This window comes from Bradyrhizobium sp. U87765 SZCCT0048, from assembly GCF_018131225.1.
Lineage (GTDB): Bacteria > Pseudomonadota > Alphaproteobacteria > Rhizobiales > Xanthobacteraceae > Bradyrhizobium_A.
On record NZ_JAFCMM010000001.1, the window covers coordinates 1,933,907 to 1,948,948 of the forward strand.

Genomic DNA, 15,042 nt, shown 5'->3' on the forward strand with positions numbered 1-15,042 from the left:
CCGGGCGTCGGAGCGGCGCCCGGAGGCGAGACCGCGCATGCAGCCGCGTCAGCGCGCAGACCTTCTGCTGGTGGAGCGCGGCCTGTTCGAGAGCCGCGCGCGCGCCCAGGCTGCCATCGCAGCCGGACAGGTCACGGTCGACGGCCGCACAGTCGCCAAGCCCTCCGAGATGATTCCGCTGCAGGCCGAACTCGCGGCGACGCCCGCCCATCCCTGGGTGTCGCGCGGCGGCGTCAAGCTTGCCGGCGCGCTGGAGCGCTATCCCATGGCGATCGACGGGCATGTCTGCCTCGATGTCGGCGCCTCGACCGGGGGCTTCACCGAGGTGCTGCTGGCGCGCGGCGCGCGCCGCGTCCATGCGGTGGACGTCGGCCATGGCCAACTCCACGCGCGCCTGCGCGACGATCCACGCGTCGACGGGCGCGAGCACACCGACATTCGCACCCTGACAGCCAACGATTTCGCCGAGCAGCCCGACATCGTGGTGATCGACGCCAGCTTCATCTCGCTCAGGCTCGTGCTCCCGCCGGCACTGGCGATCGCCGCACGGCCAGCGAGCCTGCTCGCGCTGATCAAACCGCAATTCGAGGCCGAGCGGCGCCACTCCAAGAAAGGCATCGTGCGCGATAGCGCCGTGCACGCCGCCGTGTGCGATGACATCACCGCGTTCGTACGGACCCACGGCGGCCATGATATCGCGGTGTTTCCCTCGTCGATCGCCGGCGGCGACGGCAATGTCGAATTCTTCATCGGAGCCCGCTTTGGCTGAACAGCTCGTCATCGACCATGTCGGCCACCGCGGCGACGGCATCGCCTCGGCGAATGGCCGAACCGTCTTCGTGCCCGGCACGCTCGCCGGCGAAACCGTCGAGGTCGAGGACGTGCCCGGTCATCCGGACCGACGCCGCCTGACGCGCGTGGTCACGGCAAGCGCCGAGCGCATCACGCCGTTTTGCCCTCAGTTCGGCCGTTGCGGCGGCTGCGCGATCCAGCATTGGCAGGGCGATGGCTACCGTGCCTGGAAGCGCGGCCTCGTGGTCGAGGCGCTCGCGCAAGCCGGCCTGACGGCCGAGGTCGCCGACCTCGTCGACGCCCATGGCGCCGGCCGTCGGCGCCTCGTCGCCCACGCCCGCCGCGGCAGCGGCACGGCGCTGCAGGTCGGCTTCTCCGCCGCAGGCAGCCATGAGATCGTGCCGCTCGACCAGTGCCCGATCCTCGATCCCGCGCTCGACGGCGCGTTCGCCGCGGCCAAGGCCCTCGCCAGCACGCTCGCCCACGTCGGCAAGCCGCTCGACATCCAGATCACCGCGACCGATACCGGCCTCGACGTCGACGTGCGCGGCTCCGGCCCCCTCGCCGGCCCGGCGATGATGGCGCTGTCGCAACTCACCGCACGGCATCACATCACGCGCGTCACGCGCCACGGCGAACTGGTGGTGATGCACGCACCGCCGAATGTGCGCATGGGCCGCGCCGAGGTCACGCTGCCGCCCGGCTCGTTCCTGCAGGCCACCGCTACCGGCGAGGAGACGCTCGCCGCGCTGGTGCTCGAAGACTGCAAGGGCGCCAAGGCCGTCGCCGACCTGTTCTGCGGCGTCGGACCGTTCGCGCTGCGGCTCGCCGAGCGCGTGCGCGTGTCGGCCTGGGACAGCGATGCCGGCGCCGTCGGCGCGCTGCAGAAGGCCGCGCCCGCGACACGCGGCCTGAAGCCGGTAACCGCGACGGTTCGCGACCTGTTCCGCCGCCCGCTGATGCCGCAGGAACTGCGCACGTTCGATGCCGTGGTGTTCGACCCGCCGCGCCAGGGCGCGCAAGCGCAGGTCACGCAACTCGCGGCGAGCAAGGTGCCGGTGATCGTCGCGGTGTCCTGCAACGCCGCGACCTTCGCCCGCGACGCCCGCATTCTAGTCGAGGCCGGCTACCGTTGCGAGCGCGTCGTGCCGGTCGACCAGTTCCGTCACACCGCGCATGTCGAGCTGGTGGCGCGGTTCAACCGTTAGGAAAATCAGCCGCGGCCACGCCGCGCGAACTGCTGCGCGATCTTCAGAAAATTGAAGACATGGGGCGTGCGGTTGTCGCGGCGGTAGTTGAGCGACAGCGCCGTGCCGGGATTGTTGCCCGCGTAGGGACGGTAGGCGACGCCAAGCCGCGGCGACTGCGACACTGACGCCGGCACCAGCGAGATCCCCACACCGACCGACACGAGGCTGATGGCGGTCTGATAGTCCTGCGCCATTACCGGCGATTTCGGAATGAAGCCTTCATCCCGGCAGACTGCGAGAATGTCGTCGGCGAAACTCGGGCGCGGCTTGCGGGGATAGAGCACGAACGTCTCGTCGCGCAAGGCCGTAAGACGGATCGGATCGGCGGCGAGCAGCGGCGAGGAATCCGGGATAGCGAGGATGAGTGGCTCGTGATGCAGCGGCTCGGACTTCAACTCCTCATCATTGAGCGACGGTCGCGCGATCGCGATATCGATCTCGCGCTGGACAACGGCACGCTTGAGTTCGGCGTTGTTCATCGCCGACAGCGCCAGCTCGACCTCGGGAAAACTGGTGCGGAACGCCTTGATGACGTTGGGCAGGATGCCATGCGTTGCGGAGCCGACGAACGCGATACGCAGGTAACCGGAAATGCCCTCACCGATCCGCTTGACCTCGCGCTCGGCCTGGTCGAGCCGTCCGAGGACATCGCGGGCCCGCAGCAGCAAGACCTCTCCGGCCTGCGTCAGGCGGATCTGGCTGCGGCTGCGGTCGATCAGCATGACGCCGAGATCAGCCTCGAGCTGGGCGATCTGCCGGCTCAGCGGCGGCTGCGCGATCGACAGACGCGCTGCTGCGCGGCCGAAATGCAGCTCCTCGGCGACGGCCACGAAATAGGCTAACCGCCGCAGGTCCATCGCGTCTTCGCGCTCCCCGCTCATCTAGATCGACATGCGCGTCGGCGCGCTGGCCCAACGGAAGCGGAAGACCACGAAATGTTCACTCATCGAAAAAGCCCCAGCTCCTTCATGACCATCACGATGACGCCGTCGATCGCTGCCGCCGGCGCACAGCACCCACGGCCGCCCAGGCCGGATCATATTCGCCGCACAACAAATGAACAGGCGTCCTGCGGGTGTCGATCGGCCGCAGCGATCGGTCGCAGTGATGCGACCAGCCTGCCGCTGCGCATATGGCCGCTGCTCGGTCGAACGGAGAATGTCGCGGCACTTCCCGCTCGCATGTGAGGACCGGCCCGTCTCCCTCCTGCGCAGGGCATGGCGAGAGACGGGCCGTGCGCACGATCATTCCGCCGCGATCAGCGTCTTTGCGACGGCCTTCTTCAGCCTGAAGTCGAAGTCCATCACGAGCTCGGTATCGGCGCCGGCGGGCGCCGGACGCATCTGGCCGATCAGGCTTTCCTTCACGGCAAACACCGAATCCTTGTCGAGGTATTTGGTATCAGCGTCGAAGATCTGCGAAATCAGGGTCTGGTAGCCGTCCTTGAACAGCATGAAGTGGATATGCCCGGGACGCCACGGATGATGCCCCATGTAGTTCAGGAGTTCGCCGGCAGCTCCATCATAGGGAATGGGATACGGCTCCGGCCGGATGCCGACGAAGGCATACTCGCCGTTGGCGTCGGTAACGAAGCGGCCGCGCAGATTGTAGTCGGGCTGGTCGGGGTCCTGCTGCTCATAGAGCCCGTTCGGCGCGTCCTCCCAGACATCGATGGTGACGCCCTCGATCGGCCGCCCCGCGGTGTCGAGCACCCGCCCCGAGACGCGCACGGTCTGCGAATTGTCGAAATGCTTCTGGATGATCGACGCGCCCTTGGGCAGCACTGGCGGGTTCTCGCGGTAGAATGGTCCGAGCACCGTCGACTCGCTCTCGCCGTCGGTGACGCGGTGGTCCTGCATATCGACCAGCACCTCGAGGCCGAGAATATCGCAGATCAGGATGAACTCGTTGCGCTTGTCGTCAGAGATGTCGCCGGCGCGGCGCATGAACTCGCAGGCCTCAAGCCATTCCGGGAATGTCAGGTCGACCTCCCGGGCGAAGCCGTGGAGATGCTTGATCAGGCTGGTCATGATCTGCCTGTTGCGCGGCGCAATGTCCGGCGACATGGCATTGATCACCACATCGGTGATGTTGTCGATGGTCACGTTCCTCATGGATGGCCTCCCTTGCTGATGATGACAGACGGCCCGTTTGCAGGCCCTTGATGGTCGAGATGAACGTCACCAGAACATGCCGTGGTCCTGGTAGTCGATCGAAAGCTGCATGGCAGGCGTCTCGGCGAGCGCGCCAAACCGGCCGCCGAAGAACAGGAGCGGACGACCGCCGGGGTCGCTCGCCAGTTGCCGCACCTCGCCGATGAACACGACATGGTCGCCGGCGATGATCTCGCTGGTCACGTCGGCGACAAAGCTCGCCGCGGAGCCGGCGACCGCGGCCGGGCGGATATCGCAGCGCAGGCAATCCTGCGCCTGCGCGCGCGGCTTTCCGGCAAAATGCCAGGCGATGTCCTCCATGCCTTCGCTCAGCACGCTGACGGCGAAGCAGCCGGTCTTGCGGATCTTCGGCAGGATGCGGGCGGTTGCGGCGATCGAAATTGCGATCAGGGGCGGCGACAGCGAGATCGACATGAAGGCGTTCGCGGTCATGCCGTGATCGTTGCCATCGCAGTGCGTGGTGACCACGGTCACCCCGGTGCCGAAGCGCGCACACGCGTCGCGGAACCTGCGCGGGTCGATGGCTTCGGGACCAGCCGCCCGCGCCTGCTGCGTTTCACACGCCATCTGGTTTCCATCCCGTGCCGGTCTTCTTCGTTGTCCGCAGACATATTCGCATCTGCAGCATCCGCGCGACCGGTCCAGCGCGGTGACCGGTGGAGGCATACGCCGGCAAACGCGAGAAAGCGATGATCGCCACGGTATTGCATCATACCTTTCAGCCCGACAGCTCCCACCGCTAATCGTTGCGAACGGCGGCGCCGAAGAGCGCACGACCGGCGGCGCGCAGGCAGAACGGCAACGTTGCTGCCCCGCCGCAGTCATCAGGGAGGAATGATTCATGAGCGTTGCAGCCGCAGCAAAGACGATCGACGCGCAGCAGCCGCGATCGACCGGCGCCTATACCGGGGCGGAGTTTCTCGAAAGCATCCAGGACGGTCGCGAGATCTATGTCTATGGCGAGCGCGTCAAGAACGTGACGCAGCACCCCGCGTTCCGCAATTCGGCGCGCATGGTCGCGCGCTGGTACGACCGCTTTCACGAGACAAGGGATCGCATCGGCGTGCCGACCGACACCGGGTCAGGCTTGCTGACCCATCCGTTCTTCCTCGGCTCGCGCACCGCCGACGATCTGATCCGGAGCCGCGACGCCATCGCCGAATTGCAGAAAGTCGCATTCGGCTGGATGGGGCGATCGCCGGACTATAAGGCATCGTTCCTCGGCACGCTCGGCGCCAACTCCAGCTTCTATGGCGAATACGCTGGCAACGCCAAGGCCTGGTACGCCCGCACCCAGGAGCGGCTCGATTTCTGGAACCACGCCATCGTCAATCCGCCGGTCGATCGCGACCGGCCGATCGAAGAAGTCCGCGATGTATTCATGCATGTCGAGAAAGAGACCGACGCCGGACTGATCGTCTCGGGCGCTAAGGTGGTGGCGACCGGCTCCGCCCTCACCCACTACAATTTCATCGCCCACTATGGCATTCCGATCAAGGACAAGTCGTTCGCACTGATTTTCACGGCACCGATGGATTCGCGCGGCGTCAAGCTGATCGCCCGTTCGTCCTATGAGTACATGGCAGCGGCCACCGGCTCGCCGTTCGACTATCCGCTGTCGAGCCGCTTCGACGAAAACGACTCCATCCTCGTCTTCGACAAGGTGCTTGTGCCGTGGGAGAACGTGTTCATCTACGGCGACGTCGACAAGATCAACGCCTTCTTCCCGGCCTCGGGCTTCATTCCACGCTTCACGCTGCATGGCGTCACGCGCTTTGCCGTCAAGCTCGACTTCATCGCCGGCCTGTTCGCGATGGCGGTGGAAGCGACCGGCGCAAAGGATTTCCGCGGCGTGCAGACGGCTGTCGGCGAAGTGATCGCCTGGCGCAACCTGTTCCACGGCATGGCCGACGCCATGGTCAAGTCGCCCATTCCCTGGCAGGGCACCGATGGCTTCAACCTACCCAACCTCAACTATGGCCTTGCCTATCGGGTGTTCGCGCCGATGGCCTATGGGCGGATCAAGGAGCTGATCGAGCGCCATGTCGCCAGCGGACTGATCTATCTGCCGTCGAGCTCCGCCGACTTCGAGAGCGATACGGTGCGCCCCTATCTCGATCGCTTCGTCCGCGGCTCCAACGGCTATGCCGCGATCGACCGAGTCAAGCTGCTCAAGCTGCTGTGGGATGCCATCGGCACCGAGTTCGGCGGCCGTCACGAGCTCTACGAGCGCAATTATGCCGGCAACTACGAAAACCTGCGCGTCGAGACGCTGATGGCGGCGACTGCGACCGGCGACCTCGGCGCGATGCAGGACTTCGTGCGCAGTTGCATGGGCGACTACGACCTGTCGGGATGGACGGCGAACGATCTCATCAACCCCGATGATATCAATCTCATCAGCCGCGGCATGGTCCAGGGCTGAGCCCGACATTCGGATGCAACGGAGCCGGCACGGCATCGCCGGCTCCCTTCACATCACGCAGACCTATCGCCCCCAGCGATCCTGCCAGAGCTGCTCGCCGATCATGCAGGTGATGCGTGGCTTGTCGGCAGCGACAGGAACGACGCGCACCTCGGGCTCGCGCCCCGCGACTTCCAGCGTCAGCTTGGTGCGGATCGCTTCCTTGAACTTCTCGCGCGTCTTGATCGGCACCACGAACGAACCGGCGCCGCCGATCACGCAATCCTCGTAGTAGAAGTCGAGGTTCTCGATATCCATCGTCGAGTACGACGGCTCCTTGAGCATAATGGGCAGGCCATTGATGACGATGCCCTTCTCGAGCGCCGCATCACGCGCCACCGTCACCGGGCTGCCATTGTTGTTCGGCCCGTCGCCGGAGATATCGATCACGCGGCGCAGGCCGCGATAACCGCTCTGGTCGAACAGCGGCACGGCGAAATTGATCGCCCCCGAGATCGAGGTCCGCGATGCGCGGCGCAGTGGCGCTTTCAGGATTTCGGCGGCGACTGCATCCGCCGATTCCGGACCATCGATCACACGCCAGGGAATGACGACCTTCTGATCGTTGGCGGCGGCCCATTCGAAATAGGTCACCACCACCTTGCCGTTCGGCCCGGTCTTGAGAGCCTGCAGGAACTCCCTGGAGGTGATGGCGAGAGCGTAGCCTTCGCGCTGCAGTGCGAGTTCGTCCATGTCCATCGAATAGGACACGTCGACCGCAAGGATCAGCTCGACGTCGACCGCCGGCAAGTCGCCTTTGTCCGCTACAGACACGGACGGCGACGCCGGCGCGGCCACCCCGGCGACATCAGCACCCGTGATCGCGCTGGCGATCAGGGCGGCTCCGATCGAGATCCAGCGCATGGCGGCCCTCCCGTCGTTGACACGGGATCGTCGCATGCCGTCCGCGCTCCGTCCAAACAACAATCACGTGCAGGAAAAACCGTATCCAAAAACGAGTACACGGATAAAATTTCAATCGTGCCTATACCTTGGTACCTTCAATTATAGAAATATTTACAAACAATTCATCCGAACTGCTCAAGATTTATGCGCGATCCTGACGTCTCGGGCTCCGGCGACCACCCGCCGGTCCCTGCCGCGCAAGCCTGCCCCGTGGGCTGCGTCCCGGCCGGTCCACGCACCGGCGCCGCGAGACCCCGGCTCGACTGGAACTGAAGACCGCGCCGTTTTGCCGGTCCCCGACTGCCCCCAAGCGCTGCACCACCCCCGTGGCCGCAGAGAAGTGCCAGACGTTTCAAGGACGCTACCAGAATGTTCGCCAAGCTCTCGATCCGATCCAAGATCATCGCTGTCGTCTCGTTCCTCTTCATCGCGATGACGTTCATGGGCGTGTTCGCTTTCTTCCAGATGCGGGCGATCAACAGCGCCACCCAGGATATTCAGACCAACTGGCTGCCAAGCGTGCGCTGGCTGGGCGAACTGCGGGTGCAGTCGGCGCGCTATCGCGCCATTTTGCGCGATCACATGCTGATCACCGACGCCAAGGCCAAGGGCGGTATCGACAAGTTGCTCGACGGCCGCATCGAGGAGTACGATCGCGCTGCGGCGAAGTATCAGAAACTGATCAACTCCCCCGAAGAGCGCGCGCTCTACGACGAACTTGCAAAGCTCTGGCAGCAATATCGCGCCGCCGCCACCGAGGTCGCCGAACTCGCGAAGAAGGGCGATATCGCCCAGGCCGTGGTCGTCAACACCGACAAGGCAACCCCGCCTGGCCGCGCAATGGACGCGATACTGGCAAAACTCGTGGCCCTCAATGACAAGGGCGCCGAAGTCGCCGGCAACAACGCCGACAGCGATTTCACGATGTCGATCCGCGTCCTCCTCGGCACGCTCGCGCTCGCGATCTCGCTGAGCCTGTGGGCGGCGATTTATCTCGTCCGCGATATCGCGCGTGGCATCGGCTCGGTGATCTCCCCGATGGAGGCACTCGCCGACGGCAATCTCTCCACCGAGATCCCGCACCAGGGCGAGCCTACCGAGATCGGCCAGATCGCCGACAAGCTTCAGGTGTTCAAGGACGCGCTGATCGCCAAGCAGACAGCCGATGCCGCCGCCGCGGCAGACGCCGCGGACAAGGTTGCGCGCGCACAGAAGATCGACCGGATCACCCGCGACTTCGAGGCGATGATCGGCGACACGGTGCAGGCTCTGGCATCGGCCTCCACAGAACTGGAAGCTTCCGCCAGCACATTGGCACAGACATCCGATCTCACTCAGCGGCTCTCGGGCTCGGCGGCGTCGGCGTCCTATGAGGTCTCCGAGAACGTTCAGTCGGTCGCCGGCGCGACCGAGGAGATCTCGTCCTCGGTGCGCGAGATCAGCCGGCAGGTGCAGGAGGCAAGCCGCGTCGCCGGCGAAGCAGTGCGCCAGGCCGGAGAGACCGACGCCAGCATCATGGAGCTGTCGGCGGCAGCAGGCCGTATCGGCGACGTGATCAAGCTGATCACCGCGGTGGCCGAGCAGACCAACCTCCTCGCGCTCAACGCCACCATCGAGGCCGCGCGTGCCGGCGAGGCCGGGCGCGGCTTCGCTGTCGTCGCCTCGGAGGTGAAGGCGCTGGCGTCCCAGACCGCCAAGGCGACCGACGAAATCACGACCCAGATCGGTGGCATGCGCGAGGCGACGGAGCGCTCGGTCGGCAACATCAAGAAGATCGGCGAAACGATCACACTGATCTCCGAGATTTCCGCCGCGGTCGCCTCCGCTGTCGAAGAACAGGGTGCAGCCACGCAAGAAATCGCGCGGAACGTGCAGAACTCGGCCCGGCTCAGCACCCAGGTCGCCGGTGATGTCAGCGAGGTCAACAAGGGCACCAACGAGACGGGCTCCGCCTCAAGCCAGGTTCTCACCGCCGCCCAGTCGCTGTCGGTGGAGAGCACGCGCCTCAAGAGCGAGGTCGACCGCTTTCTCCAATCGGTTCGCGCGGCATAATTTTTTCTCCTGGACAGCCTCGCAACAGCGTCAGCGCTCCAAAACAGCCGTGAATTCCCATCAGCTGGGAATCCGCGGCTGTTTTCGGTCTCGGTATGCAGGTGCCGTTTACCAAGATTTTAGCTAATTGATTAACAATCCAAAGCGCGGACGACCTTGGCCGACGGCCTCTGGCTCCGACTGGTACTGCCCCCGCCCACCCCCAGCATGCCTGCGCTACCGCCGGATGGATGCATCCGGCCGGGTATCGCCGGCTTGTCTCCAAGGACGCTCTCGATGCTCTCCAAGCTCTCTATTCGCACCAAGATCACAGCGGTCATCGCGATCCTGCTGCTCGTCATGAGCGGCATGGGCGCCTTCGCGATCCGGCAGATGAACGCCATCAACGCCAGCACCGTCGACATCCAGACCAACTGGCTGCCAAGCGTCCGCGTCCTTGGTGAACTGCGGGCCAACACCATCACCTACCGCATCGTCGTGCGCTCGCACATCATGGCGACCGACGAAGCCGGCAAGGCGGCGCAGGAAAAGCTGCTGACCACGGTGGCCGAGAGCATCGAAAAGAGCCGCAAGGCCTATGAGCCGCTGGTCACCTCGCCGGAGGAGCGGGCGCTGTACGAGGAGTTCGGCAAGACCTGGAGCGCCTACACCGCCGAGGTCGCCAGTCTGTTCGCGATCTCGCGCAAGGAAGACTTCGCCACCACGCGCGACCTCAACGCCAGCAAGGTCAACCCGCTCGGCCTGAAGGCCGACGAGGTGCTGCAGAAGGACATCGACCTCAACAACCGCGGCGCCGACGCCGCCGCTGTCGACGCGGCCAATTCGTTCTCGCTGGCCTTCAAGATGCTGATCGGCACGCTGGTGATGGCCATCCTCATCGGCATCGCCGTTGGCGTGTACCTGATCCGCGACGTGTCGCGCGGCATCGCATCGATCATCTCGCCGATGCGCGGACTGTCGAGCGGCGACCTCTCGGCCGAAGTCCCGCATCAGGGCGAGAAGACCGAGATCGGCCAGATGGCCGACACGCTGCAGATTTTCAAGAATGCGCTGATCGCCAAGCGCGACGCCGATGCTGCCGCGGCCGTCGAGGCCGAGGCCAAGATCGCACGCGGCCAGCGCGTCGACGGCATCACCCGCCAGTTCGAGACCGTCATCGGCGAACTGGTCGGATCACTGTCGTCGTCATCGACGGAACTGGAAGCAGCCGCGGACACGCTGACCAACACCGCGGAAGCCACCGGACGCATCTCGAACGAGGCCGCCGTGACCTCGCAGGACGTTTCCAGCAACGTGCAGTCGGTCGCCAGCGCCACCGAGGAAATCACCTCGTCGGTGCAGGAAATCAGCCGCCAGGTGCAGGAAGCGAGCCGCGTCGCCGGCGAAGCCGTCCGGCAGGCCCAGAAGACCGATGGCAGCATCGCCGAACTGACGCAGGCTGCGGCCCGCATCGGCGACGTGATCAAGCTGATCAGCGCTGTCGCCGAACAGACCAACCTGCTGGCGCTCAACGCCACCATCGAGGCAGCCCGCGCCGGTGACGCCGGCCGCGGCTTCGCGGTGGTCGCCTCCGAGGTCAAGGCGCTCGCTGCCCAGACCTCCAAGGCCACCGAGGAGATCAGCCAGCAGATCAGCGGCATCCAGTCGGCCACCGAGATCTCGGTGGCGAGCATCCGCGAGATCAGCTCGACCATCAACCTGATCTCGGAAATCTCCTCCACCATCGCCGCCGCCGTCGAGGAACAGGGCGCGGCAACCCAGGAGATCTCGCGCAACATCCAGCACGCGGCGCAGCGCAGCAACAGCCTCGCCGGCAACATCAACGACGTCAGCCGCGGCGCGGGCGAAACCGGATCGGCATCGAGCCAGGTGCTGTCGTCGGCGCAAATGCTGGCGAGCGACAGTGGACGTCTCAAGATGGAAGTCGAACGCTTCCTCACCGACGTACGCGCGGCCTGACGGCGCCATCTCGCACACCGGACGAACAGATCGGCGGCTCATCGAGCCGCCGATTTTTTTTTTATGGACGGCAACGTTCAGTTGCAGACATAGACCTCACGCCAGCGCCAGCCGAACGGCGTCGGCACCCGCCGCGCCTGATAGCAGCTGTCGTCATCATACAGATCGTCCCAATAGCCGTACGGCCCGACGAAGCCGACCGCGAACGGCGCGAAGCGCCGGAAGTGATGATGGTGGAAGCCATGCATGCCGGTCGATCTGGGGCCGGCAAAACCATGCCAGGCCATCGGATGGCCGACCCCACCGCCCATCATGGCGAAGCTGCCGCCGTGGAAGCCCCCGCCGTGGAAGCCCGCGAACCCGCCACCATGAAAGCCGCCTCCGCCGTGGAAGCCGCCGCCGCCCATGCCGCGCGCCAGCGCGGCCGCGGGAACGACAGCAAGACTGATTGCGGCAGTCATCGCGAGAACGATCGTGATCTTTCTGATCATGACATCACCCTCCGTGATCCAACGCCCCGCACGATGTGAACACCGCTGTGCCGGCATTATTTCGCGCGGGTGGAGATCACGGACGGTCGTTCGCGCCACCAGGCACGGCCGTGAACGGAAGACGAGGAGAGAACGTCAGCGCAGCCGCCCGCTGGCGCGATCGGGCCAACCGAACAGTCAGCGCCCGACCTGGCCGCGGTGGCGCAGCAGGTGGTCGGCGAGCACGCAGGCCATCATCGCCTCGCCCACCGGGACGGCGCGGATGCCGACGCAGGGGTCGTGCCGTCCCTTGGTGAGGATTTCGGTCTCGGCACCCGCACGGTCGATCGTCCGCCGCGGGGTCAGGATCGACGACGTCGGCTTGACGGCGAAACGCGCGACGATCGCCTGGCCGGTCGAAATACCACCGAGAATGCCGCCGGCGTGGTTCGCGGTGAACTCCGGGCCATTGTTGCCCATGCGCATTTCGTCGGCGTTTTCCTCCCCGGTGAGCAGCGCGGCGTCGAAGCCGGCGCCGATCTCGACACCCTTGACCGCATTGATGCTCATCAACGCGGCAGCGATGTCGCTGTCGAGCTTGCCATAGATCGGCGCGCCGAGACCCGCCGGCACGCCCTCGGCGACCACCTCGATCACGGCGCCGATCGACGAGCCGCTCTTGCGGATGCCATCGAGATAGTCGGCGTAGAACGCCGCGCTGTCCTTGTCAGGGCAAAAGAACGGGTTCTGGGCCACCTGGTCCCAGTCCCAGTTGTCGCGATTGATCTTGTGCGGCCCCATCTGCACCAGCGCGCCGCGCACGGTCATGCCGGCGATGACCTTCCGCGCGATGGCGCCGGCGGCGACGCGGGTCGCGGTCTCCCGCGCCGAGGATCGGCCACCGCCGCGATAGTCGCGCAGGCCGTACTTCGCCTCGTAGGTGAAGTCGGCATGCCCTGGACGAAACTTGTCCTTGATCTCGGAATAGTCTTTGGAGCGCTGATCGGTGTTTTCGATCAGCAGCGCGATCGGCGTTCCCGTCGTGACCTGCTCGCCGCTGTCGTCGCGCACCAGCACCCCCGACAGGATTTTCACCGCGTCCGCTTCCTGGCGCTGGGTGGTGAAACGCGATTGTCCCGGACGGCGGCGGTCGAGGTCGCGCTGGATCTCGTCGACGGTCAGCGGGATCTGCGGCGGACAGCCGTCCACCACGCAGCCGATCGCCGGCCCATGGCTCTCGCCGAAGGTGGTGACGCGAAATAGCTGGCCGAAGGTGTTGAACGACATCGTAAGCGGCGGTCCGGGTTGCGGGATCGGGGCGGTCCGCGCCATGGGCGGGGCCGGTCCCGTCTCGTAGCGCGCAGGGCCTCGGGGGTCAAATCGCCCCGATCGCCCCTGGGCGAGCCGAACCTCAGCCGTGCCTGGTGCAGGCGCCGTCGGCAAACACGTAGACCACGCCCTGCCCGATCGGGATTTCCGGAGCGCTCTGCGTCGTCTCGACCCCGAGCACCACCATCAGGGCGCGCGCGGTGCCGCCATGCGCCACCACCACGGTATCGGCGGTCAGTGAAACGTACCACTCGCGCATCCGCTCGGTCACCGCGGCATAGCTCTCGCCGCCGGGCGGCGGCACGCCCCATTTGTCGATCTGGCGGCTGGCGAAGATATCCGGATCGGAGGCCTGCATCTCCGGAAGCGTCGCGCCTTCCCAGCGGCCGTAGGCAATCTCCCGCAGCCGCGCGTCGATGGCGTAGGGCTCCGGCGGCAGTTCGAGGGCGCCGCGCAGCAACTCCATGGTTTGCCGTGCCCGGCCGAGCGGGCTTGCCACATAGGGCAGCTCCGCCGCCACCCGCGCATCGTTGCTGAGCAAACGCCCGAGGATACGGCCGGACTGTACGGCCTGGCTGCGTCCGAGATCGTTGAGCGGAATATCCTGGCTGCCCTGAAAGCGGCCGGCTGCATTCCAGTCGGTCTGGCCGTGGCGAATATAATAAAGAACAGGTGCGGGCATTTCCGACGTCAAACCTTCCCGCTCAATCCTTGCCGAGCGAAATGTCCGGCGCGTCGGGCCGCTTCATGCCGACGACATGATAGCCGGCGTCGACATGGTGCACCTCGCCAGTGACGCCGCGCGACATGTCGGACAACAGATACAGCGCACTATCGCCGACATCCTCGATGGTCACGGTGCGCCGCATCGGCGCGTTGTACTCGTTCCACTTCAGGATATAGCGGAAGTCGCCGATGCCGGCCGCGGCCAGCGTCTTGATCGGGCCGGCAGAGATGGCGTTGACGCGAATGTTCTTCTCGCCGAGATCGGCGGCGAGATAGCGCACCGACGCCTCAAGCGCCGCCTTGGCAACGCCCATGACGTTGTAGTGCGGCATCCACTTCTCGGCGCCATAGTAGGTCAGCGTGATGATCGAGCCGCCGTCGTTCATCAGCTTCTCGGCGCGCTGCGCCACCGCGGTGAGCGAGTAGCAGCTGATCAGCATCGTCCTGGAAAAGTTGTCGGCGGTGGTTTCGATGTACCGGCCGTCGAGCTGATCCTTGTCGGAGAAGGCGATGGCGTGGACCACGAAATCGATCTTGCCCCACTGCGCCTTCGCGGCATCAAACACCGCATCGATGGTCGCCGGATCGGTAACATCGCAATGGCCAAGCAGGATCGCGCCCAGTTCGGCGGCTAGCGGTTCCACGCGCTTCTTCAGTGCGTCGCCCTGCCAGGTGAGCGCGAGTTCCGCACCGGCGGCATGGCAGGCCCTGGCAATACCAAACGCAATGGAGCGGTTGTTGGCCACGCCCAGAATAATGCCGCGCTTGCCCTTCATCAGGCCCGACGTGATCGTCATAATGTCACCAATCCTCAACCTCGCGGCCCTTCCGGACCGCGCCCCTCCATGACACAGGCGGCAGGGGCCTTCAACCGCCGATTGCGCCTAAGCGGCGGAATAGACGCAACTTTCAGGTGTTCT

The 15,042-nt window shown here is 65.5% G+C and carries 13 protein-coding genes; 5 read left to right on the forward strand and 8 right to left on the reverse strand.

All coding sequences use genetic code 11. The features are described from left to right. The first annotated feature begins 37 nt into the window (after positions 1–37). Both JQ639_RS08465 and JQ639_RS08470 read left to right on the forward strand, forming a co-directional pair. On the forward strand, positions 38–769 hold the full coding sequence (locus tag JQ639_RS08465; RefSeq protein WP_211965681.1) for a TlyA family RNA methyltransferase: 732 nt from the start codon (positions 38–40) through the stop codon (positions 767–769). Next, a complete protein-coding gene (locus JQ639_RS08470; protein WP_211965682.1) occupies positions 762–2,000 on the forward strand; it encodes a class I SAM-dependent RNA methyltransferase in 1,239 nt (412 codons plus the stop codon). The genes JQ639_RS08465 and JQ639_RS08470 overlap by 8 nt, the downstream gene beginning before the upstream one ends. A 5-nt stretch (positions 2,001–2,005) precedes the next feature. On the opposite strand, the gene JQ639_RS08475 is transcribed toward JQ639_RS08470, so the two are convergent. The 3 genes from JQ639_RS08475 to JQ639_RS08485 form a co-directional block, all read right to left on the reverse strand. Next, the gene (locus JQ639_RS08475) at positions 2,006–2,923 is read right to left on the reverse strand and encodes a LysR family transcriptional regulator (protein WP_349644623.1); all 918 of its coding nucleotides are present in this window, start codon (positions 2,921–2,923) and stop codon (positions 2,006–2,008) included. A gap of 363 nt (positions 2,924–3,286) precedes the next feature. Beyond that, the gene (locus JQ639_RS08480; RefSeq protein ID WP_211965683.1) at positions 3,287–4,156 is read right to left on the reverse strand and encodes an intradiol ring-cleavage dioxygenase; all 870 of its coding nucleotides are present in this window, start codon (positions 4,154–4,156) and stop codon (positions 3,287–3,289) included. A gap of 66 nt (positions 4,157–4,222) precedes the next feature. After that, positions 4,223–4,783, reverse strand: coding sequence for a flavin reductase family protein (locus JQ639_RS08485; protein WP_211965684.1), 561 nt, complete (start codon positions 4,781–4,783; stop codon positions 4,223–4,225). Positions 4,784–5,057: 274 nt separating this feature from the next. Here JQ639_RS08485 and JQ639_RS08490 point away from each other — a divergent pair, with 274 nt between their 5' ends. Continuing rightward, complete coding sequence (locus tag JQ639_RS08490; protein WP_211965685.1) at positions 5,058–6,641, forward strand: 4-hydroxyphenylacetate 3-hydroxylase N-terminal domain-containing protein; 1,584 nt, start codon at positions 5,058–5,060, stop codon at positions 6,639–6,641. 63 nt (positions 6,642–6,704) lie between these two features. Here the strand turns inward: JQ639_RS08490 and JQ639_RS08495 are convergent, their stop codons facing one another. After that, positions 6,705–7,544: a DUF1194 domain-containing protein gene (locus tag JQ639_RS08495; RefSeq protein ID WP_211965686.1), complete on the reverse strand. Its 840-nt coding sequence runs from the start codon at positions 7,542–7,544 to the stop codon at positions 6,705–6,707. A gap of 411 nt (positions 7,545–7,955) precedes the next feature. On the opposite strand from JQ639_RS08495, the gene JQ639_RS08500 reads away from it, so the two are divergent. Together JQ639_RS08500 and JQ639_RS08505 are read left to right on the forward strand one after the other, a co-directional pair. Beyond that, positions 7,956–9,638, forward strand: coding sequence for a methyl-accepting chemotaxis protein (locus tag JQ639_RS08500; protein ID WP_211965687.1), 1,683 nt, complete (start codon positions 7,956–7,958; stop codon positions 9,636–9,638). Positions 9,639–9,914: 276 nt separating this feature from the next. Then, the gene (locus JQ639_RS08505; RefSeq protein WP_211965688.1) at positions 9,915–11,597 is read left to right on the forward strand and encodes a methyl-accepting chemotaxis protein; all 1,683 of its coding nucleotides are present in this window, start codon (positions 9,915–9,917) and stop codon (positions 11,595–11,597) included. A 77-nt stretch (positions 11,598–11,674) separates the two neighbouring features. On the opposite strand, the gene JQ639_RS08510 is transcribed toward JQ639_RS08505, so the two are convergent. From JQ639_RS08510 to fabI, 4 genes are all read right to left on the reverse strand, one after another. Beyond that, entirely contained in the window at positions 11,675–12,088 is a 414-nt protein-coding gene (locus JQ639_RS08510) for a hypothetical protein (protein WP_211965689.1), read from the reverse strand. Between the two features lie 177 nt (positions 12,089–12,265). Then, a complete protein-coding gene (aroC, locus tag JQ639_RS08515; protein WP_211966527.1) occupies positions 12,266–13,354 on the reverse strand; it encodes a chorismate synthase in 1,089 nt (362 codons plus the stop codon). Positions 13,355–13,478: 124 nt separating this feature from the next. Continuing rightward, on the reverse strand, positions 13,479–14,078 hold the full coding sequence (locus tag JQ639_RS08520) for a histidine phosphatase family protein (RefSeq protein WP_211965690.1): 600 nt from the start codon (positions 14,076–14,078) through the stop codon (positions 13,479–13,481). A gap of 22 nt (positions 14,079–14,100) precedes the next feature. Continuing rightward, positions 14,101–14,919 (reverse strand): enoyl-ACP reductase FabI, encoded by an 819-nt coding sequence (gene fabI, locus JQ639_RS08525; RefSeq protein WP_211965691.1) that lies wholly within the window; start codon positions 14,917–14,919, stop codon positions 14,101–14,103. Positions 14,920–15,042: the final 123 nt, after the last annotated feature.

Coding starts and splice junctions, on each gene's coding strand:
- JQ639_RS08505 (WP_211965688.1), top strand. CDS start 9,915: ATGCTCTCCAAGCTCTCTATTCGCACCAAGATCACAGCGGTCATCGCG.
- JQ639_RS08510 (WP_211965689.1), bottom strand. CDS start 12,088: ATGATCAGAAAGATCACGATCGTTCTCGCGATGACTGCCGCAATCAGT.
- JQ639_RS08485 (WP_211965684.1), bottom strand. CDS start 4,783: ATGGCGTGTGAAACGCAGCAGGCGCGGGCGGCTGGTCCCGAAGCCATC.
- aroC (WP_211966527.1), bottom strand. CDS start 13,354: ATGTCGTTCAACACCTTCGGCCAGCTATTTCGCGTCACCACCTTCGGC.
- JQ639_RS08520 (WP_211965690.1), bottom strand. CDS start 14,078: ATGCCCGCACCTGTTCTTTATTATATTCGCCACGGCCAGACCGACTGG.
- JQ639_RS08465 (WP_211965681.1), top strand. CDS start 38: ATGCAGCCGCGTCAGCGCGCAGACCTTCTGCTGGTGGAGCGCGGCCTG.
- JQ639_RS08475 (WP_349644623.1), bottom strand. CDS start 2,923: ATGAGCGGGGAGCGCGAAGACGCGATGGACCTGCGGCGGTTAGCCTAT.
- JQ639_RS08480 (WP_211965683.1), bottom strand. CDS start 4,156: ATGAGGAACGTGACCATCGACAACATCACCGATGTGGTGATCAATGCC.
- JQ639_RS08495 (WP_211965686.1), bottom strand. CDS start 7,544: ATGCGCTGGATCTCGATCGGAGCCGCCCTGATCGCCAGCGCGATCACG.
- fabI (WP_211965691.1), bottom strand. CDS start 14,919: ATGACGATCACGTCGGGCCTGATGAAGGGCAAGCGCGGCATTATTCTG.
- JQ639_RS08500 (WP_211965687.1), top strand. CDS start 7,956: ATGTTCGCCAAGCTCTCGATCCGATCCAAGATCATCGCTGTCGTCTCG.
- JQ639_RS08490 (WP_211965685.1), top strand. CDS start 5,058: ATGAGCGTTGCAGCCGCAGCAAAGACGATCGACGCGCAGCAGCCGCGA.